At 41.2% G+C, this 21,364-nt stretch carries 16 protein-coding genes; 2 read left to right on the top strand and 14 right to left on the bottom strand.

Annotated features, from left to right (window positions below; genetic code table 11):
• Positions 1-74: 74 nt before the first annotated feature.
• From OUY18_RS04460 to OUY18_RS04420, 9 genes are all read right to left on the bottom strand, one after another.
• The gene (locus tag OUY18_RS04460) at positions 75-1,064 is read right to left on the bottom strand and encodes an SIS domain-containing protein (protein WP_268057521.1); all 990 of its coding nucleotides are present in this window, start codon (positions 1,062-1,064) and stop codon (positions 75-77) included.
• 426 nt (positions 1,065-1,490) lie between these two features.
• A complete protein-coding gene (gene rpiB, locus OUY18_RS04455; protein ID WP_326492976.1) occupies positions 1,491-1,943 on the bottom strand; it encodes a ribose 5-phosphate isomerase B in 453 nt (150 codons plus the stop codon).
• 104 nt (positions 1,944-2,047) lie between these two features.
• On the bottom strand, positions 2,048-3,049 hold the full coding sequence (gene alsB, locus OUY18_RS04450) for a D-allose transporter substrate-binding protein (RefSeq protein ID WP_268057520.1): 1,002 nt from the start codon (positions 3,047-3,049) through the stop codon (positions 2,048-2,050).
• Between the two features lie 56 nt (positions 3,050-3,105).
• Entirely contained in the window at positions 3,106-4,011 is a 906-nt protein-coding gene (gene alsK, locus OUY18_RS04445; RefSeq protein ID WP_268057518.1) for an allose kinase, read from the bottom strand.
• Between the two features lie 37 nt (positions 4,012-4,048).
• Positions 4,049-4,732, bottom strand: a complete 684-nt coding sequence (alsE, locus tag OUY18_RS04440; protein WP_268057517.1) for a D-allulose 6-phosphate 3-epimerase — start codon at positions 4,730-4,732, stop codon at positions 4,049-4,051.
• A 26-nt stretch (positions 4,733-4,758) separates the two neighbouring features.
• A complete protein-coding gene (gene alsC, locus OUY18_RS04435; protein WP_268057516.1) occupies positions 4,759-5,724 on the bottom strand; it encodes a D-allose ABC transporter permease in 966 nt (321 codons plus the stop codon).
• A gap of 15 nt (positions 5,725-5,739) precedes the next feature.
• Positions 5,740-7,260 (bottom strand): sugar ABC transporter ATP-binding protein, encoded by a 1,521-nt coding sequence (locus OUY18_RS04430; protein ID WP_268057515.1) that lies wholly within the window; start codon positions 7,258-7,260, stop codon positions 5,740-5,742.
• A 276-nt stretch (positions 7,261-7,536) separates the two neighbouring features.
• Positions 7,537-8,532 (bottom strand): LacI family DNA-binding transcriptional regulator, encoded by a 996-nt coding sequence (locus tag OUY18_RS04425; protein ID WP_268057514.1) that lies wholly within the window; start codon positions 8,530-8,532, stop codon positions 7,537-7,539.
• 360 nt (positions 8,533-8,892) lie between these two features.
• Positions 8,893-9,690 carry an AraC family transcriptional regulator gene (locus OUY18_RS04420; protein ID WP_268057513.1) on the bottom strand — a complete coding sequence of 266 codons (798 nt, stop codon included), beginning with the start codon at positions 9,688-9,690 and terminating at the stop codon, positions 8,893-8,895.
• Between the two features lie 386 nt (positions 9,691-10,076).
• Between OUY18_RS04420 and OUY18_RS04415 the strand changes: the two genes are divergently transcribed.
• Both OUY18_RS04415 and ebgA read left to right on the top strand, forming a co-directional pair.
• Positions 10,077-11,537 carry an amino acid permease gene (locus tag OUY18_RS04415; RefSeq protein ID WP_268057512.1) on the top strand — a complete coding sequence of 487 codons (1,461 nt, stop codon included), beginning with the start codon at positions 10,077-10,079 and terminating at the stop codon, positions 11,535-11,537.
• A gap of 73 nt (positions 11,538-11,610) precedes the next feature.
• Positions 11,611-14,676: a beta-galactosidase subunit alpha gene (gene ebgA / locus OUY18_RS04410; RefSeq protein WP_268057511.1), complete on the top strand. Its 3,066-nt coding sequence runs from the start codon at positions 11,611-11,613 to the stop codon at positions 14,674-14,676.
• 652 nt (positions 14,677-15,328) lie between these two features.
• On the opposite strand, the gene OUY18_RS13860 is transcribed toward ebgA, so the two are convergent.
• The 5 genes from OUY18_RS13860 to OUY18_RS04390 all read right to left on the bottom strand — a co-directional run bounded on the left by OUY18_RS13860 (position 15,329) and on the right by OUY18_RS04390 (position 21,247).
• On the bottom strand, positions 15,329-15,502 hold the full coding sequence (locus OUY18_RS13860; protein WP_419196115.1) for a DUF4143 domain-containing protein: 174 nt from the start codon (positions 15,500-15,502) through the stop codon (positions 15,329-15,331).
• Positions 15,503-16,287: 785 nt separating this feature from the next.
• Complete coding sequence (locus tag OUY18_RS04405) at positions 16,288-17,421, bottom strand: DegT/DnrJ/EryC1/StrS family aminotransferase (protein WP_268057510.1); 1,134 nt, start codon at positions 17,419-17,421, stop codon at positions 16,288-16,290.
• Between the two features lie 24 nt (positions 17,422-17,445).
• The gene (locus OUY18_RS04400; protein WP_268057509.1) at positions 17,446-17,961 is read right to left on the bottom strand and encodes a GNAT family N-acetyltransferase; all 516 of its coding nucleotides are present in this window, start codon (positions 17,959-17,961) and stop codon (positions 17,446-17,448) included.
• Positions 17,951-18,529, bottom strand: a complete 579-nt coding sequence (locus tag OUY18_RS04395) for a hypothetical protein (protein ID WP_268057508.1) — start codon at positions 18,527-18,529, stop codon at positions 17,951-17,953. The genes OUY18_RS04400 and OUY18_RS04395 overlap by 11 nt, the downstream gene beginning before the upstream one ends.
• A 3-nt stretch (positions 18,530-18,532) precedes the next feature.
• Positions 18,533-21,247 carry a glycosyltransferase gene (locus OUY18_RS04390; protein WP_268057507.1) on the bottom strand — a complete coding sequence of 905 codons (2,715 nt, stop codon included), beginning with the start codon at positions 21,245-21,247 and terminating at the stop codon, positions 18,533-18,535.
• Positions 21,248-21,364 lie beyond the last annotated feature (117 nt).

Raw genomic sequence — 21,364 nt, 5'->3', positions numbered from 1 at the left:
TTGAATCCTGCGTTTCTTTGATCCCTTTCCGCTCTGTTTTATGGCCGCACGGCAGTCATAAATTTCTTACCCAATTAATATTCCATCTGCCACATATAGCGGCGGACAGACAGATCATGGCCGCGTTCGTGTGCGATGCTGTCGACCATTTCACGAACGACACTGCCTGCCACCAATGGAGCATAGTATTCACGGACGGATTCGTCAATGCCGGTCATATCAAAGTCCGCCTCGTCGATAACATAGACGTTATCGGAGAATTTTTTGCAGAAAGCGCAGGCACGCTCATCCAGATGCCGGGTTGCGCCATTGCTGATCGTGATAATAAACGGCACATCGTAATCAGTAATCTCAAACGGACCGTGGAAATACTCGCCGGAATGAATGCAGCTCGAATGGATCCACTGCATTTCCATAAACAGGCAAATGGAAAGGGAATACATTTCACCGTAGTTAGCGCCGCTGCCCATAGTATAAATGACCGTATCGCGCTTGTTTTCTTTGCCCCAGCGCACGGCGGAATCCTTAAACTTCTTCATCGTGCGGTTTGTTGCCTCTTCCAGTGCATCCAATGCCTTGAGGCCGCTTTCCCATTTTGTGCTCTGCTCCGGTGCGACAGCTTTCAGAATTCCAAACGCCAGCGCATACAGAACCGCTTTATTCTTATCGGTTGTGGCGGCGCTTGGACCATGGTCATAATGAATCGGATATCCGGCTGCCTTCCACAGCGGAGAATCCACTTCGTTGGAAAACGCAATGGATACGGCCCCGACTTCGGTGGCCTTTTTTGCTGCTGCAACCGTCTCCGGTGTGGTGCCGGAATGGGAACAGGTAATCACAACCGAGTGCTCATCAAAATCCTTCGGTGTACCGTAATTAAACTCATTCGATGTGTAAATGCTGGCCGGAATGCCAATCTCGCGGTCAAACATATATTGCACCGGCATCATAAACGCATTGGAACCGCCGCAGGCCACAAAGTAAAAATGATGGATTCCGGTTTTTGCCTTCTGGGCAACCGCAGCAACCGCTTGTTCAATTTGTGCGCAATGTTCAGCTTTCATAATTTAGCCTCCAGTTTTTAATACATTATATAATGTTATAATCTATTATAATCTAGTTATTATAATTGTCAATAATTTTTTGCGTTTTCTCCCCGTATTTTAATATATTTCGCTAAATCCGGAATTGAAAGGGAAGTTTTCAAAGACTCCCGGCATCATTGAAATTTCCAACCTTCGATTCTCGAAAAGCTGAATGGTGAAAGCGCCGCGCCCCCAATCTCGTTTTGGCCACAAAAGATCGGGCGGCTATTTAATCTTTGCCGTAAACAGAAAGCAAGCCTGACGGTACAAAATTTCTATCTTGAAAGCCGGAGAAATTATTGTCGCTAAAGCATAAAAACACGGCAGGAAGATATCATCTCCTGCCGTGTGATTGATATTTTAATTCGATAAATTACCTACATAATCGGGCTTTACTTTTCCTTTTTACTTCCCGCTGTGTTTCTTTTCAATCTCTGCAATCAAATCAAGACGGTGCTGGTGACGGCCTCCCTCGTACTCTCCCTTCAGCCATGCATCCAGAATCATCAGCGCGAGGTCTCCCCCGACTACACGGGCGCCGAGCCCCAAAATATTGCTGTTATTATGCTGGCGGGAAAGCAAGGCCGAATAGGGCTCACTGCACACCACCGCACGAATACCGGGCACTTTGTTTGCTGCAATCGAAATACCTACTCCGGTACCGCAGATTACAATTCCGCGGTCATATGCCCCGGAAGCCACTGCGTCCGCCACTTTCTCGCCAAAGATAGGATAATCGGTCCGCTCTGTCGAATTTGTCCCGAAATCGTGGTATGCAATCCCCAGTTCTTCCAGATGCTGTAAAATCCTGCCTTTTAATTCATATCCCACGTGGTCACAGCCTACCGCAATTTTCATAATAAATCCCCCATCTGTCATGAAATGGAAAGAAGGAGACAAAGAATGTTTCAACCGAAACGGCTTTTGTCTCCCTTTCCCTTATCTACTTTTATTAAAAAAGTTTATTTCGCAGTTTCTTTTGTAATCAGGTTTGAATCAACCGGAATTGTTTTTGGTTCTACATTCGGATCGATTTTGGTTTGTCCTTTTACTGCATTGATCATTTCTTTCAGGGAAGTTGCGCCGATATTGGCGGGGTCTTGCGCAACGGTTGCAGAAAGCTGATTCTGTTTAATAGAATCAATTGCTTCCGTATCGCCGTCTGTACCCACTACAAAGATCTTTCCTGTTTTGTTCGCATTGATCACCGCCTGCATCGCGCCAAGCGCCATACCGTCGTTACAGCAGTAAATTCCCACTAAGTCCGGATTCTGCTGAATAAAGCTTGCCGCAACATCCAGCGCCTTCTGACGGTCCCAGTCGGCCGGGAGGCTGCCCACGATCTTGAATTTGCCGCTTTTTTCAAAGGCCTGCGTTGCACCCTTTTTACGGTCTTCACCGGAAGCATTCCCGGCCTTGCCTTCTATAATCGCGACTTTTCCTTCTTTTGCGTTATCAATGATATAACCGGCGCCCTTTTCGCCTACTTTTACGTTATCCGTCGTAGCAAAACCAATGACACTGCCGCCCTGCGCTTTCAATGTTGCAAGGTCAACCTTTTCATCAATATCCATAACGTAAATGCCCTTTTGGTTTGCTTTTACGATGCCGGGAATCAGGTTAACCGGAGAAAGCGGAGCAACACCGATTGCCTTATAGTTCTTTGTCAGGCAGCTTTCTAAAATTTTAAGCTGGCCTTCCGTGTCTTCTTCCGACTGTGCCGCATAAACATCCACCTTAATCCCAAGTTCCTTTGCCTGTTTCTCAACGCCTTCCTTCATCTTGACCCAAAAGTCCGACGACTGATTTTTCAGGATTACGGCATACTCCGCTTCACCGGCCGCCGCTGCGGAAGAAGTACCGCCGGACGCCGGTGTACCGGAAGCCGCAGGCGCTTTGCTGCAGCCCACCGCAGCCACCATCATCGCTGCTGCAAGAAATACAGATAGAATTCGCTTTTTCATAAACAATCCTCCTAAATTTTTTTTATCATTTAATACGAATAAACGTATTAAAGTTTTTATAAAGAGAGAAGCTGCCGCCATGCAAAATCCGCACTGCCCAGTACACCGCTTTGCTGTGTGTGTTTTGAAAAGCGGATGTCGAGATTCTGCGCGGGATACGGTTTGCGTAAACGCTCATACAGCGCCTTCAGCAAAAGTTCTTTTGGAAAGCCTGCCATGAAGATAACGCCGCCCGCCAGAATAATGGTATCCGGATCTAAAATGTTCACTTCTGTTGCAATGGGAATTGCTAAATCGGTTACATATTTCTGCAAACGGGGATCATCTATATGCTGCTTAAATACATTTCGCACGCTCGTTCCGGGAAAGCATTCCCGGGTAAGCTCTTCCAGATATTTTCCGGAGCAAAGGACTTCACTGCAGCCTATATTTCCGCAGGAGCATGTCCGGGTAATCCCATACATGGGAATGTGCCCCAGTTCCCCTGCCGAACCGTTTTTTCCGGTATAAAACTTGCCTTCGATATACACCGCATTGCCCAGGCCTGTCCCAACATAAAACCCTAAAATCGTACTCTTCGGGTTCAGCCCTAATTGTTTGATATCGTTTTGCAAAAGATAATTCACATCACGGTCAATAAAGACCGGTACCTGAAAATATTCTTTTAAAGGGTCGGCAAGATTTAAATTATCGAACCCTTTTAGATTTGGCGTGGAATAAATCGTTTTCTTATCTTTACTTACAAGGGATGGAATACCAATTGAAATTGCGGCGACCTGCCCTCGCAGCCGGTATGTATCCAGATACATGTCTATCTGCTTACTTAGTATTTCCACCGCATTCCCGGTAACCAATACTGAACTGGAATGTTTTTCAAAATTTTGAAGGCTTCCGTCCTGTGAAACCATTCCAATGCGAAAGTTGGTACCGCCAATATCGATTCCAATTACATATTGCTGCATGATGCCTCCTATTCCCCCGCGGCGGGATTTTTGCTTATTATTTTCCGGTTTGCTCATGGAAAATTTTCTTCATCTTATCCCACGCGGCAGCCAGATCCGGATCCAGGTTAAACAGTCCGGAAGAACCTAAAATAAATACTTCTGCGCCTGCTTCGTCTAAATCTTTAAAAGTACGCTCATTGCAGGAACCGTCCACCTCAATCAGATAGGAATAGCCGTTTTGCTCTTTCCATTCTTTGGCCTGCCGAATCTTGCCCAGCATTTCCCGAATAAACGGCTGCCCCGCAAAGCCGGGGTCCACACTCATAATGGTAATTTTGTCCAGAAGGTGGATGTACTGCCGAATATACTCGATGGGTGTAGCCGGATTCAGCACGACGCCTACTTTGCACCCCAGACTTTTAATTTTATAGATCATGCGGAACGCATCCGAATTGATCGTTTCTGCATGCGGACAGATATACCCCGCCCCCGCTTTCGCAAGCGGTTCAATAAAGTCATCCGGGGTGGTCACCATCAGATGACAGTCAAGCGGAAGCTTAGCCACACTGCTTACCGCCTTTACAAAGTCGGGAGAAAGGGTAATGTTTTTTACAAAATGCCCGTCCATGATATCCACGTGGTAAAAATCCGCGCGGCTGTTCAAAATCTCCATTTGATGTTTGATATCCATCAAATCCATGCACATCAAAGAGGGAGAAAACATTGGTTTTTTGCTCATAATCGAACCCCCATTGTATTTCGCAATTATTTCTTTGACGCAACAAACCGGTCCAGCGCTACGGAACCGATAATCAGCGCACCCATTACAATCTGCTGATAGCTGCTCGGTACAACCATTACGGTCATTCCATAGTTGATAACGCCAATAATCAGGCCGCCCATAACTACGCCGAAGATTTTCCCCTTACCGCCGAAAAAGCTGGTGCCGCCGATAATGGAAGCCGCGATTGCATACGTTTCAAATCCGGTTGCCGCGCCCGGTTCCGCCGCGCCCACACGGCCAAGCAGTACAATACCCGCCAGACCCGCGCATAAGCCGGAAATAATAAACACAATCAGCGTATGTAGCTTTACATTGATACCGGAAAACCACGCCGCTTCGCTATTGCCGCCCAACGCATAGATGTTGCGGCCTGCCCTTGTCTTAATTGTGAAAAAGCCGAGAATAACCGCCATAAGCAAAGCGATAAATACCGATACCGGAATGCCTAATACAGAGGAGCTTATCCCAACGGTAAAGGACGCCGGAAATCCAAATACGGAACGCGCATTGGAAAGAACCAGGGTAATGCCGCGGAAAATAGCCTGCGTGCCAAGAGTGATAATAAATGGATGAAGGCCTGTGGAATTCACCAAAGCGCCGTTTAAAAACCCGATAAACGCTCCGATTACAATTCCCATGAAGATCGCTGCCAAAGGGGATACGCCCGCTACCATCATTTTGGCAACGATAACGCCGACAAGGGCGGCTACAGAACCGACCGAAAGGTCGATACCCGCGATCAGGATTGCAAAAAATTCTCCTAAAGCCAGCAGAATGTTAACCGAGCTTTGATTTAAAATCTGAGGGACGCTGTCCGCAATAAAAAGGCTTTCCGGTTTTATAGCACCCAAAATCACAAGCAAGAGAACTAAAATCCCAAAAGTGCCGTATTTCTGCCAAAGTTCATTAAAGGATACTTTCTTTTTTTGATTTACCGTCTTTTCCATGCTTTTCACCTCATTTTAATTTGCGCCTGTGGATGCACGAATAATTTTTTCTTCCGTACACTCATCGCTTGTAAAGATCATTGCAATTTTCCCTTCGCGAAATACAGCAATCCGGTCGCATACCGCGAGAAGCTCCGGCAATTCGGAAGAAACCATCAGCACGCCCCTTCCTTCATCGGCCAGCTTGCGCATAAGCACATAAATTTCGCTTTTACTGCCTATATCAATCCCTTTTGTAGGCTCGTCAAAAATAATAACCTGTGAATCGGCCGCCAGCCATTTCCCCAAAATAACTTTCTGCTGATTACCGCCGGAAAGTTCCAAAATACTCTGGTCTACCCCGGCGCATTTGATACGCAGATTTTCATGCTGTTCTTCTGCCCATTTCCGATCCTGCTTTTCATTCACCAGACCGGAAAGCCCTCCCATGCCCGATGTTTTGACATACGGCAAAAGGGAAATATTCTTTTTGATATCCATCGTATTAATAAATCCGGTTTCACGCCGGTTTTCCGTTACCATGGCCAGCCCGTGCTGAATCGCCTGATAGGGATTGTTAATAAAGATTTCTTTCCCATTCATAAAAACCTGACCGGCGCTTTTGGGTTCCGCGCCAAAAATAGCATTCATCATTTCACTGCGCCCCGAGCCAACCAGTCCGGCAAATCCAAGAATCTCCCCGCGATGAAGCTGAAAAGAAACTCCTTTCACTCTTTGATCCTTACGGGCGATGTCCCGAACCTCAAAAATAACCGGTTCCTTTGAATAATCCGTCCGGTCTTCATGCCGATACGTTGCCTTGATTTCACGCCCGACCATCATCGTAACCAGTTCGTCAATCGATACGTCCGCAACGTTGCGTGTTCCCACATACGTCCCGTCTTTTAAAACGGTGACACGATCGCCGATCTGTTTGATTTCATCCATTTTATGAGAAATATAAACAATGCCTTTTCCTTCGCTCTTTAATTGAGCAATAATGTGGAATAGGTGGTCTATCTCTTCCTTGGTCAGCGAAGCCGTAGGCTCATCCATGATGATTACCTCCGCATTGGCGCACAACGCCTTGGCAATTTCCACCTGCTGCTTTTCCGATATACTGATTTCTTCTACAAAGGTTTTGGGGTCACGATGCAGCCCCACCTTTTTACACAGCTCCAGCGCGGTTTGGTGCATCAGCTTGCGGTTAACGATCGGAAAACCCGCCATTTTTGCCATCGGCAATTTTCCCACAAACAGGTTTTCTTCAATCGAAAGCTCATTAATTACGCTGAGTTCCTGATAAATGATACTGATTCCATTTTCATAAGAATCCTTTGGAGTCAGCCTGTCGTACTCTTTGCCATTCAGGATAATCGAGCCTTCTGTTGGCTGGTATACTCCGCTCAAAATTTTCATCAGAGTTGATTTACCCGCACCGTTTTCTCCCAACAGAACATGGACTTCTCCCGCTTTAATATCAAACGAAATATTCTGAAGTGCTGTAACACCGGGAAATTTCTTGGTGACGTTTTTCATCTCAACAAGTGTTTTCATAATGACCTCCTTGAAATCTCTATTTTTAGGCGTCCAAGCCCTACTGAGCCGGAACCTCTTATTGCCCGGCAATTCCTTCCCCATATCATTCCAAAAATTTATATAAAAGGTTGGGTAATCGTTTGCTCAACATTCTCACTTAATTCTTTCAAAAAGGACACCCCTTTCCTTTTAAAAAATAATTCCCTGTTATTGCCAAAACAAAATTAAAATTCTTGTACCATTTATTGGGTAATGGTTTACCCATTTAGGATAAATAAAAGACGGACCCAACTTTTAAGTAGTCCCTCTTTTATTTAGAAAAACCGGAAGCATGATATTGTTGGAAGGAACGCTTCCCCCCTGTATACGTTTTAACAGCAGTCTTGCGGCGCGCTGACCCATAGCTTCCGTATCCTGCGTAATCGTAGTGATCGGCGGGTTGCAAAATTCCGAAAGCGAAATGTCGTCAAACCCTACCAGTTTCATTTGTTCCGGTACGCGGACATGATGCTTTTGCAAAGCATGCAGTGCTCCCAGCGCCATCATATCATTGGTAGCGAAAACACCGTCAAAGAAAAGGGATTCCTCCTCCAAAATCATGCTGATTGTGTCTCTTGCCAAAGTATAGTCAACCGTACTATCTACTATCAGTGATTCATCCATGGGGATCCCATATTTTTCATGTGCCTTGCAATACCCCTCGTAACGCTGCCGGACCGGAAAAAGCATGCGGCGGTCACGCAGCAACAAAATGCGGCGGCATCCGGAACGAATGAGCTGTTCTGTTGCTAAAAATCCGCCATACTCATTATCGGACTGCACGACAAACTGTGCATGTTCCGCCTGCCGGTCGATATAGACCACCGGCATACTGAAATTCTGGTCTATATCCCCTACATCCGCACGCCCGGCAATATAAATCACACCGTCTACATTCTTACTCACAATATTCTGAATATGCAGGGTCTCAATTTTTTCATCTTCATGGGAATCACAGACAAAAACAGAGTAGCCAAACGGAAGAACCGTGTTTTCGATGGAGCGTACAATCTTTCCGAAAAATTCATTTGTTATATCCGGAACAATTACGCCTATACTCAAGCTTTTATTCGTACGCAATGTTTTCGCACTTAAATTCGGCAGATAGCCATATTTATGAACGATCTCCATAACGCGTTTTTCTGTTTCCGGCGAATAGCGGCCGTTTTTATTCAGCACACGGGAAATCGTTGCTGTTGAAACCTCCGCCATACGGGCAATATCGACCATTGAGATTTTTTTTTCGCTCAAATATATCCCTCTTCATTATTTGATAAATTTTAAAGACAATGGATAGTATTCTAAGCATACACAATAAGGGTTGGATATTTGAGTAATCGTTTACTCTTTGGTTTTTACTATACACTCTCTTTAAAATACCGTCAACTAAATTTTTATATTTTATAAATATTTGTGGATTTTCACAAATTTCGTGATTTAAAATTATTTAAAATATTCCTTGATTTTACGGTCTCTCGCAATTTCCGGCTGCCGACATCTCCGTTTTAAAATACGTCCGGACATGTTTGAGAAACACCAAGTTTCGCCTCAACATTCTTTCTGGAAATCTTGTCTTTCTCTCCGCTTTTTTGTCATTCAAGTTTTGCTAAATTATTTAATGAACTGTTTTCGGTATTTCATCGGAGATGTTCCTTTTTTTAAGCAAAATTGTTTGGAAAAACAGGAAAAAGAGTTAAAACCAACCGCATATCCGATTTCGGTAACGCTCATATGACTTTTGCACAATAAATCACAAGCCTTTTCAATACGGAAATTCAGAAGATACTGCTTTGGGCTGATTCCCATTTCCTTTTTAAACAATTTATAGATATATGTGCGATCGAAATTAAATTCATCCGCCATACTTTGAACCGAAATATCGTTTGTATACTGTGCATAAATATACTTAATCATTTTTTCTAAACGCTGCCTGTGGACTGTTTCTGATTCAAGCAATATGCTGTTTTCCTTTTCAGTAAGTGTGCCAAAGAACTGATATAAATATCCAAGTGCTGTATAGTAATCAGATTTGGTACAACGCTCATAAATCTGCTGGAAGCATCTTAGAACCGTATCATCTTTATCGTAGTGAAGTACAAAGTTGTCATAAGAAAACCCGCATTCCTCTAAAATAGATTTTACCATAGAACCCTTTACGCCAACCCAGCGATAACTCCACGGATTTTCTGGGAGTGGGTAATATTTGTTTGCTGTATTAGGCAGAATTAGAAAAATATCTCCGGCTGTTATGTGACGCTGGTCATTGTGCAATGTTAAAAAACCTTCACCGCTTACGCAATAATGCAATAAGAAATAGTCGATGGGAATAAATTCAAATGGCTTGTCAGGCTGGCATACTTCAAACCCGGACTCATAGAGGTGGAGGTCCTGTCCGTGGAAACGGTTCATAAAAATCACGCCAGCTTTATCACTATATTTATTGATAGATCATTACTCCCTTCTTGCAAATTTTGCTGTGCGTTATCCATTGAAAATACGAAACGGATGTATATTTATGCATAGTTTGAAATAATTTTAAACTTTTTAGCCGCCAAAATTACTATCATTGCTTTTCAAAAGGTATCATAAGTTATTTTACACTAAAAATCACACTTCGTAAAGCGCATTCTATAGCAATCAACGAACGGCGGTACTGTTTTTATAAATAATTAATCAACAAAATGATATATTTTATCAACAAATTTATATAGCCGATAATTAGGCAAAGAAACTATGATATATACATGTCAGTTGTACAACTTATCAAAAACATATAATAGGTGGAGATGTCTTTTATGGAAAATGCCAATCAAAGAGCGAATCTAGGTTCTCTAGCATTGCTAATGTTGACCTTCTCAGCCGTATTTAATTTTGCTAGTCTTATCGACAATACAGTAGCAATCGGTTTGTCGGCGCTGCCGGGATACCTATTCGGCACAATATTTTATTTTCTTCCGTTTGCTTTGATGGTTGCAGAGTTTACATCTGCGAATGCAGAGAGTGAATCCGGTATTCATCAATGGATTTCAAGTGCACTTGGTCCCAAATGGGGCTTCTTAGGTGCATGGTCATATTTCTTTGTTAATTTGTTTTTTTTCTGCTCACTGGTTCCAAAGACTTTAATCTATGCATCCTATTTCATTCTTGGCTACAATGTATTTGACGGCAATAACATGGTAATCGTATCCTCTATTGTGTCAATTATCGTTTTTTGGATTGCAACCTTTATCTGCATCAAAGGCATTGGCTGGATGTCAAAGGTAACCAACATTGCTGGTTTTGCTAAAATTGGTATTGGTGTTCTATTTATTGCTTTCGCGTTTATTATTGTATTTGGCCTTGGTGATAAATCAGCACAGCAATTTAACGCAAGCACTCTGACACCAAAGTTTGACTGGACATTCTTCATGGTAATGGCATGGATATTCCAGGCTGTCGGCGGCGCAGAAAGTATCGGCTGCTATGTTAAAGATATTAAGGGCGGTAACAAAGCGTTTGTGCGTACCATGATAACTGCAAGCCTTGTAATCGGCGGTGTGTATGTATTGGGTGTAGTTGCAATTGGCCTTATTGTTCCTTCAAATGTATTATCTAATAATTTCTCCAACGGTATTTTCGACGCATTCTATATCATTGGTCAACGCTTTGGCATGGGCGGTATTGTTAGAAGATTTGTTGGTTTTGTTATGCTGCTCTGCAACTTAGGTTCTTTGATGGTTTGGACTGCTGCTCCTGTAAAGGTTCTTTTCTCAGAAATTCCGGAAGGCATCTTTGGATCTTGGGTTGTTAAGACTGATGATAAGGGCAATCCTTACAATGCACTGATTCTTCAGGCTGCTGTTGTCAGCATTATGCTGATGATTCCGGCACTTGGTGTAAATTCTATGAACAGTTTCCTTCAGACTCTAACCAACATGACCGCATCTACTGCATTGGTCCCAATGCTGTTCTTCTTTGCAGCATACATTGTTCTAAGATGGAAAAAGGATAGTATGCCCCGCAATTTCAGATTGGGAGGCCGTAAGTTCGGTATCGCAGCTGGTATTACTTTGTTTTGCATATTCTTGTTTGTATTCTTTATGTCCACAGTTCCGGAACCGTCTACTATGATCGCACAGCTAAATGGCACACTTGAAAAAGGCGTAACGAAGCCGATTAATATACTGGTTTATAATATTATAGGCCTGGTTGTGTTCCTTGGATTTGCCGTTATTTGCTGGAATAGATATGAGAAGAGAAGCAAAAAGACTGCTTAGGCAAAGATTTCGGATAAGAACGAAAAAGAATAATCTGAAATAGGCTTAATTACAACGAAGAGGTAAAATACACATGAAAACATGGGAAAATATTTCGCAAGACTGTATAAATCGTTTACCGGCTCGCGCACATTTTCTGAGCTTTCCGAATAAAGATGCAGCCGATCGAAAGGATAATTGCTATACACACGCTTTTAAGAATTTGAACGGTCAATGGAAGTTTATGTTCCTTGATGCACCAGAATACAGCCCTGAAAATTTCTATAAAAGCGATTTCAATGTAGCTGATATGGATAACATTGTAGTGCCGGGAAACTGGCAGTTGCAAGGCTACGGAAAGATGCATTATTCCGATTTGTGGTACAACTTTCCAATTAATCCGCCGTATGTACCGACCGAAAATCCGACCGGTATTTATAAGAGGACTTTCACAATCGGACAGAATTTTGCGGACAAGAGAATCATTCTACGCTTTTGCGGAGTAGACTCTGCCTACCATGTATGGGTAAACGGCGAATTCGTTGGCTACAGTAAAGGTGCAAGAAACGAAGCTGAATTTGATATATCCGACATCGCGGTTATCGGTAAAAATGATATTACAGTTCGAGTATATCAGTGGTCGGATGGAACCTACCTTGAAGACCAGGATATGTGGTGGCTCAGCGGCATTTATCGTGATGTAGAGCTTATTGGCCTTCCTCGAAACGGCATTTATGACTATAAAGTAGTAACAGAGTTAGACGATGCCTGTAAAAATGCGGTTTTACATGTCAGTGGTAAGTTCTCTAAAGCGGATGGACAGGTCGCGAATGCTGCACTTTATGATTACAAAGGCAATCTTATCTTTAAAAAAAGCGTTACAGCTAGTGAAGATCATTTCGAACTGAGCGAAGCCGTGGAAAATCCTAAAAAATGGTCGGCGGAGTGCCCGAACCTGTACAGGTTGTATCTGACAACAGAAAAAGACGAAAAAATAATTGAAGTCATTTCACAAAACGTCGGTTTCCGTAATATCGTCATCCACGGTGACACATTCCTTGTTAACGGCGTTGCGATTAAGCTCAAAGGTGTAAACCGTCATGACTATAATCCAAAAAACGGACGTGTAGTTGCAAAAGAAGAAATTGAAAAAGATATTATTCAGATGAAGCAGCATAATATCAATGCAATCAGAACATCGCATTATCCAAATTCGTACTATCTGTATGACCTATGCGATGAATACGGTATGTACCTTATTGCGGAGACTGATTTGGAATGCCATGGCTTTGAACTGACCGGCAATTACAAGTGGATTACAGATGATCCGGCATGGGAACTCGCATATGTTAGCCGTATGGCGCGTATGATCGAGAGGGAGAAAAATCATCCATCGATTCTGATGTGGTCTCTCGGCAATGAATCAGATTTTGGTTGCAATTTCCGCGCTATGGCAAAAAAAGCGAAGGCAATGGATCCGACAAGATTAATTCATTATGAGGGTGATTTCGAGGCTGAGGTTGTTGATGTATACAGCACAATGTACACTTGGTTTGAAAACGATAAGAAGCCGTACCTCATGAAGGATATCATTGAAAAGAGTAAAAAGCCGCATGTGCATTGCGAATATTGCCATGCCATGGGAAATGGTCCGGGAAACCTGAAAGAATACCAAGATGTCACATATGCACACGATAAGATGCAGGGCGGCTTCATTTGGGAATGGTTCGATCAAGGTATCTACACTGAAACAGAAAATGGTGAAATCTATTATCGTTATGGTGGCGATTTCGGAGATGATCCGAGCAACAAGACTTTCTGCATTGACGGTCTGTTGATGCCAAATCGTCAGCCTTCTCCAGGATTACTGGAATATAAGAAAGTTATTGAACCAATTACGACTACTGCTGTTGATCTTAAAAAAGGAGTTTTCCATTTAATCAGCAGATACGATTTCGCCAATTTGAATTGCTTCGAGCTTGTTTATTCGATAATGGAGGACGATATTTGTCTGCAAAGTGGAGTTATGCAGTTGCCGTCTGTTCCCGCACGCAGTGAAACAGATATTGTCGTCCCATATCAGCTAGGATTTGAACCGGTAGCCGGCGCAAAATACTATATTAACTTCTCATATCGTCTCAATCGGGATACCATGTATGCAAAGACCGGCTATGAGCTGGCTACTGCGCAGTTTGAACTTCCGATTCATAAGGATAAGTGTCAAGTGACACCTATCGGAAAGCTCAGCGTAACCAAAGAACATACCATGCTTCATATTATCGGCAATGACTTTAGCGTTTCTTTTGACCTGGTGCGCGGCACGATGCTGAAGATTGTACGCGATGGTGTAACAATGCTTGAAAAAGGGCCAAAGCTTAATTTGTGGAGAGCCCCAATCGATAACGATATGGATGAACTGGTACCAAACTATAAAACAAAGTATTTTCTGCATTTGCAGCACGAAGTTGTTCAGAATATTCAATATAGTATGGAAAATAACCATGCTGAAGTACAGGTTAACACTTTAAACGGAACGACGAATGGTGCATGGCATTATCTGACTAAATACCTTTACAAGATTTATCCTACCGGTGATATTGCAATAACAGTATCCGGTGTTCCGGGCGGAAAGTTGGATTGTGCACCGAAAATGCTTCCGAAGATTGGCGTTACCCTGCATATTCCTAAGGAACTGAGCAATGTAAGATGGTCTGGACGCGGTCCTGCTGAAACCTATGTGGATTCCAAGGAAGCTGGACTATTTGGTCTTTACCAGCGTACAGTAGACGAAATGTTTACTAATTATGTTCATCCGCAGGAAAACGGAAACCATATTGACACCTCATGGGCATCATTTACCAATGACAGAGGGATGGGATTGATGGCAACTGCAGAGGATACATTCAATTTCAGCGCGCAATATTACGAAGATCAGGACATAGAACTGGCAAAGCACACTTGTGATCTGAAGAAACGTGATTATATTGTTTTGGATATTGATTACAAACAAAACGGCTTAGGCAGTAACTCCTGTGGACAGCGTCAGTTGGAAAAGTATCAGTGCAAATTTGAACCATTTACATTGTCGTTTAAACTTACCGCCTATAATAATAAGGAAAAAAGCGATAAAAATATTGCAAGAGAAATTATTTGTGATTAATTAGTATTTATAAAGCTTTCGTTTTGACAACGAAACGATGAGTTCGCGCCCTTAATATAAAAAGTGTCAGCTAAATCAAAGCGCCGCATAAAGTGGGCGGCAGCGAAATCGCAATATGGTTGATTTCAATACTAATTCAAACCTATCCGAGGAGAACAGCTTTTCTCGACGAACTGTCAAAGCAAAAAAGAAGTTCGTTTCATAAACATTGGAATTCAAGCTTGGTTCTAACTATAAAAATATTTTCTCGGCGCTACAATTGAAACAAAATGATATATTATGCCGAATTGTCTAATATATTATGGTTGTAATTTAAATGAACGTTTTTCTGTTATGGTGAAATAAATAAAAAGCCAAGGATTTCATGTTCTCTTCCATACGAAGAGGCTGAAATCCTTGGCTTTATTTGATATAATCCTTAAATTACTCATCCATGCAAAACACCGCATACAGCGGCACGGACTTGATATTATTTTCAAAGCCGAAGTTTTTCGCACCGATTCGAATGGCGTAGGCAGACTCGTATTTCTTCATGAAAACTCCCAGACTTCTAGTCCGTACGTTATCCGCGGCTTTTACTTTCAATCGGCACAACTTTGCCGTGTCTGTTTTGAATCACAAAGTCCACTTTCGCCTGACCGTTTGACTCCCACTAGTAAGGAACATATCCATCACACACCAATGCGGTTGCAACATAATTCTCTGTGAGCCCCTTTAATACTATTAGTGCGGCATCGCCATGCAAAATCTTTTCAGCAGGAATCCCACATGTGGAACATAACAGGCCAACATCGGTATGATAAACTTTAAAGGAATCATTATGCAAAAGCAATTAATGGTAATTTACCCTCCTTCACCTTATTAATCTTGGTAGTTGTATCTACGCTTGACCGCCCGTTGCATCACGCTCATGTGATATCAACATCCGGGATGAAACCTACCGGCTGAAGGACAGATTGAAAACCGGTGTTCGCACTGTCCCGGCGGTAAATATCCCGGCGCTGGACAAACCGGCGATAGAATAACCGGCGTTTGTGAGTCAAATTTCACCGGCGATTTCAGTCAAAAACATTCCGGCGTTGACATCGGTGAATTTGTTTGGTAACTTTGTTCTACCAAACGACTGAATCTATGTCTTCTTTTTTATCCTTTTTAATTTGCGAAACTGATTATACCTTATCTAGCAACCGCGGGAGTAACCACCCCCGATTTGCAACATTTTTCAACGATTTTACAATATAAAGAAATCCCGCACAAATCACTGAAAGATTCAGTGTCCATGCGGGTTTTCACAATTTAATTTTGGTGAACCATCGGGGGTTCGAACCCGGACACCTTGATAAAAGTCAAGATAATATTCAGGTTTTATGCGGGTTTTCATGGTTTTTACGACATTTGTACTTTTGTGAATAACCGAATGATCCCAAAAGCATAAGAAAGGGGCTGCACAAAATTCCGATAGAGTATATCCTATAGTTAGTAAATAGGGCTCTCTTGCGATTTAACAGAATACGAGAGACTCAAAAAGTTTTCTATCTCAGTCTTGCCCCGATAGTTTAGCAAGTGGGGCATACTTTGTTAAATATACTGTGTTAAAAGTATAAGTCATATTTATTTAGTAAATTTATTTACTAAATGTGCAATTTCCTCCACATCAGCTTTGGTTAGCCATAAATGAAGAGGCATAGTAATTATTTTTTGAGAAACACAGTGTGCATTTGGGCATGTACCATGATCATAAGCGTACATTTCATATTCTGTGTTATCACGATAATGAACACCGGCATAAATATCATTTGCGGCTAGAGCATCCATAAGACCATCCCTATCATCTACCTGAATTTCGTAGATATGATAGGAGCACTCATCTTTATAAGGCGCGTCAACTACCCTTATTTTCGGATTGTTCGCAAATAATTTGTCGTAACAACGTGCCAACTCACGGCGATAAGCATTGTCTTCGTCCAAATACTTCAACTGTACCAAAGCGATTGCTGCCATAATGGAATTACCATGATCCTTCTGTCCTACATACTCGACATCATACTTCCACTTGTACGTCCCCTTGTCACCGGTTCTAGCATAAGTATCCTTGTTAATGCCAAGCCAACCAAGTTCACGAGCAATTTTATCATACTTATCTTCTGCAAAGCAAATCATCCCGCTATCTGCAGTAGGCAAATTTTTAACAGCCTGATAAGAATATACTGTTACGTCTATTCCATCCCATGTTCCAGGGCATATTCCATTAACGCGTGTACCACTCATATGTGCTGCATCCAAAATTAACTTTAGGTTATGCTTCCTACATATTTCTATAATTTTATCTAGTTGGCCAACCCTACCACCGTAACCTACAAAAATGACAGCTCTTGTTTTATTGTTAATCTTTTTCTCAACGTCAACAGGATCAAGGCACAAATATTCATCCACATCCGCAAAACGGGCGACCATATTTTGTTTTTTAATAGCATGATTAGTAGAAATAAATGTAATCGGAGTTGAAATGATTTCATCTCCATCATTCCATCCATTCTGCATTTTTAAAATTTGAACAGCCATGTAGAGCCCAACTGTATTTGAATTTAAATAATAAGCATTTTTATGTCCCGTATATTTTTTCCATTGTTCCTCAAATTCGACTGTCTTGAATCCAAGGCCAGTCCATCCCTTTTCTAAACATTCACGAATTTCTTCTAAACATTCATCCACATGAAACTTGGGTTTTAATACTTGAATTGGCATATAATTCATCCTCTTTAATTATTTCTATTTTGATACATTATTTAACTCCATTGAAATCATTTTACGGCCTTCTTCAATCTTTTGAATTCCTATTACAGAAAACCCGGCCTTCTCATAGGTCTTTTTAGCAGCTATGTTATTACTATATACCTCAAGTTTTATTTTGGAAATACCTAATTGTTTAAACCCAATTTGACAGGCGCAGATGGTCGTGTCTAGTCCAAGACCTCTCTTGTGAACACTTTCACCGTCTACCACAATTCTTCCAAATTCCGCCTGATTATTTATAACATCAATATTATAAAGCGCAACTGCACCAATCCACTTACCGCTTCCTTTGTGGTATACCGAAAACATTATATCATCTGGCTTACACAAATAATTTTGATACCATTTTTTCTGTTCTTCCTGTGTAATCTCTTCTGAGTAGATAAACCACTGTTTGTTTTGATTACGAAGAATGCGCATCCACTCACTTTCTTCCAAGGTCAACGGTGTCAAAATGACTCTGCCATATTCCCCATTTATCTTATGATTCATCTTGTTTTTTCCCCTCTACACCATAATCGGGGCGTCTCTGCAATGCAAACAATCCATACCCAAATATATAAATCAATATTATTGCTATAACCCTTGCAAAAGAAAAATTAAAACTCATGGGATTGATAATAAGGGTAATATCCTTTAGTAAAATTCCTTTACGATTTGAAAGATCAAGACGTAAATCTTTTATATTTTTATTTACCTTCACCGTTTCACTTCCGCACAGAATACTAGCATCATTATTAAATTTCCCAACTTCATCACCTGTATAAAAAAGTAGAATGTAATCTGGCTTTTGCTCTACCTGCATATTTATTTGTATTATATTAATTCGGGTATTCAAATCTTTTATAATTAGGTGCTGGTCTCCTTCACTTACCCATCCCTGAGAAGTTTTTGTCCAATTTACTTTTTCCATCTGGTTCACATTATAAACAATATTTTTTCGCGTAGAGGTATCGACCTTTTCCATCCAATATTCAAAATTAAACACCCATATTTCCAAGAACACAGCCAAAGCAACTGTAATCCCTAACCTAATCAAAAATTTCTTCTTCATTTTCATCCCTTAACTTCTAAAGTCTATCATTAAAGTATCCATACCCTTTAATGGGAAACCCAATTTATTAAACACTTTGTACCAGAACGACCTTTTGCTTCTGTCCTCAAATACGCCTATCATCCCTTTGGTATACTCTGCAGAGATTTCCACAGTCAGAACCTTTCCCGCTGCACAGTAAATGCAGTCGACATCAAAATAATTCCAATAAGAGAAATCCAATTCTTTGATTGTTTTGGTAATACTTCTTAGCAAGTGTCTACCTGTGTAAACTTTTATTGTTACAGTGCCTTTGCTGGGTACTTCCTGCCCGAATAATATACCAATCATACGCACTGCAGGTGATTCACAAAAGACTTTGTATTTCCGTGGTTTTATAATAGCTTTGGAAAAACACAGCATCTCAGGATCATATGCTCGGGGAAAAGAAGTTTCACCGCTCAAGGCGCTCCGCATTCCCACTAAACTAGGATAAATAAAGTCTTGTATTTCTTTACTCCCTGTATGATACCTGCAGAATACATTCATCAGCGCTTTTGCAAATTTTTCGATAGAGTAATTTTTTTTGATATCACCCCATGCATTTTCTGCAATAGTCTCTCGTAGTGTTGTATTATCCAATAGCTTTTTGATTGCATAATACCACGCATCCTCGGTGTTTTTCACCAGAAGACCATTAATGCCATCCTGCACACAGTAATTGTAGGTAGCCATATTGCTAAAAATACCGGCAACATGAAAACTGGAATATTCACGGTACTTATTATTAGTTTTACTGCGATTAAATTCTGTATCCTTTAACGGCCCTAAACCGATGTCCCACTTCCGTGAAGCAAAAAATTTTCGGAACTCATTGTAGTCATCCATAAAATCAAAAGTTTTAACATGATTATATTCTTTTAACTCTTTGGGGCAATACCCGATAAATTCCACACATATTCTGCTGCCGTATTCCTTAATAATTCTTTGCAAAGCAGGCACAACGCAATCGAAATCACTGTCGCGCATTAGCGTTCCCATAAATCCAATTGTTAACGTTCCCTTTTCCCGTTCAAAATTTTTGATCAGAGTATCGTTATTCACCTGGTAGGTAGGAAGACGAAAAATATTATCAGTAAACTGCCTGCCAAAGTGATATAAACTCCCGCTATTTACCACGACCGCACTGCTTTCCTTATACATACGTTCATATAGCTCGTTGGTAAATTGTTTATGTATCACATTGTTATTTTCTATTTTTAACGCGCTGTAGTTGTCGTCAATAAACCAGACAAATGGCTTGTTTATTTTCTTTGCTGCCCGCAAAACTCCGTAGGCAAAATCATCATAATACCGCAAACAGTAAATAACATCCGCGTCTTCCATATCCTCTACTTTAAACTGCTGAGGAGTTACACTATTGTATTCTACTAAATCCCTTTCGACTAAATAATCCAGTGGGATTTTTGCCGCAATATAGTAGGTAGCCATAGCCTGAAGAGGATATAGCACCAAAACTTTTTTCTTGGGGTATTTTGACAGTGATTTCCCTACAATGGACTCATAAAAACCGCCAACAAAATCGGCAAAGTGACACCCCTTACTGCATGATGAGTCAACCCCATCAAAGACTTTCTCAAAATTTCTTACATACTGCTGATCTGAGAAACAACTCTCAGCCCGTTTTCTGCCCTGTTCTGACATATTTTCTACCATTTTAGGATGATCAATTAGGTAGATGATTCTGTTTGCCATGATTTCAGGAGAATTAGTAATATAGCCTGTTTTTCCTTCCTGAATTAATTGAAGTGTCCCATCGTTTGGTGTTCCCAGCACAGGCATACCACAAGACATTGCCTCAATAACGGACATTGGCAAGTTTTCCGTAATGGAACTGTTAATATATAAATTAAAATTGCCTAGATAATTGTAGATATCATCGCGGAATCCTTCGAACACCACTTGCTTTTCCAGTCTGTATTCTTTCACCATATTCTTCAGCATTTTCTGATAAACTGGCTCCCCCGGGCCTATCATGGTGAAGGTCACACGTCTTATCAATTCAGGCCGTATCTCTTTTAAGATCTTTAAAGCTCGAAGCACAAAGTCTTGCTGCTTATTGGCATTGTAATGTCCTACGCACACCATGTTTAGACTGTCTTGATCACCTAAAATGCGTTTTTTATACTTAAATTTCTCAACATCCACTCCGTTATATATATACATCGAATTATCTGTATATTGACACATAAAATCATGGAGCAGTTTGGAGCAACATATCACCTTATAAGAAAGCTTTCCCATTAGCATATATAGAAATTCTCTTGTTTCCTGCTGCATATCGGTGTAAATATTGCTTGTATACTGGGCATGGATAAAAAACAGATGCGGTACGTTGCATATAGCAGCCGCAATTGCACCATCATAACACACACTGGTATTGGAAAGAACAATATCAATGGTATTGTCCTTTATAATGTTAATAAGAGGATCCACTTTTTCTCTTAGGGTAGGGAGTACATGTAGCAGATCATTACCGGAAAAACCAACAGGAAACCACCAGTTAATAGGAAGTTCATAGCAGATAATTCCCATTTCCTCAAATTTTGGTTTTAGAATCGCGTCCTTCGGAAATACTACAATAGGAATATACTTAGTTTTGTCCATTTCACAGACCAGTGTTTCCAAACAAACATCTATTCCGGCATAACCGCCTGTGGGTGATATTATTAAAATTTTCTTCATTTTTCTACTCATGCCTTTCCGGTTTTATGCAAAAAAGGTGCAAAACATTATAATTATTTTTGATAAAAAAGCTAAGTGAAGGTTTAAATTTTAGGAATAAATTAAAAGACTTCATTC

Source organism: Caproiciproducens galactitolivorans (assembly GCF_026672255.1).
In the GTDB taxonomy this organism is placed as follows: domain Bacteria; phylum Bacillota; class Clostridia; order Oscillospirales; family Acutalibacteraceae; genus Caproiciproducens; species Caproiciproducens galactitolivorans_A.
Note: the sequence above shows the minus strand (reverse complement) of the source record. Positions and strands in the feature narration are given on the sequence as shown.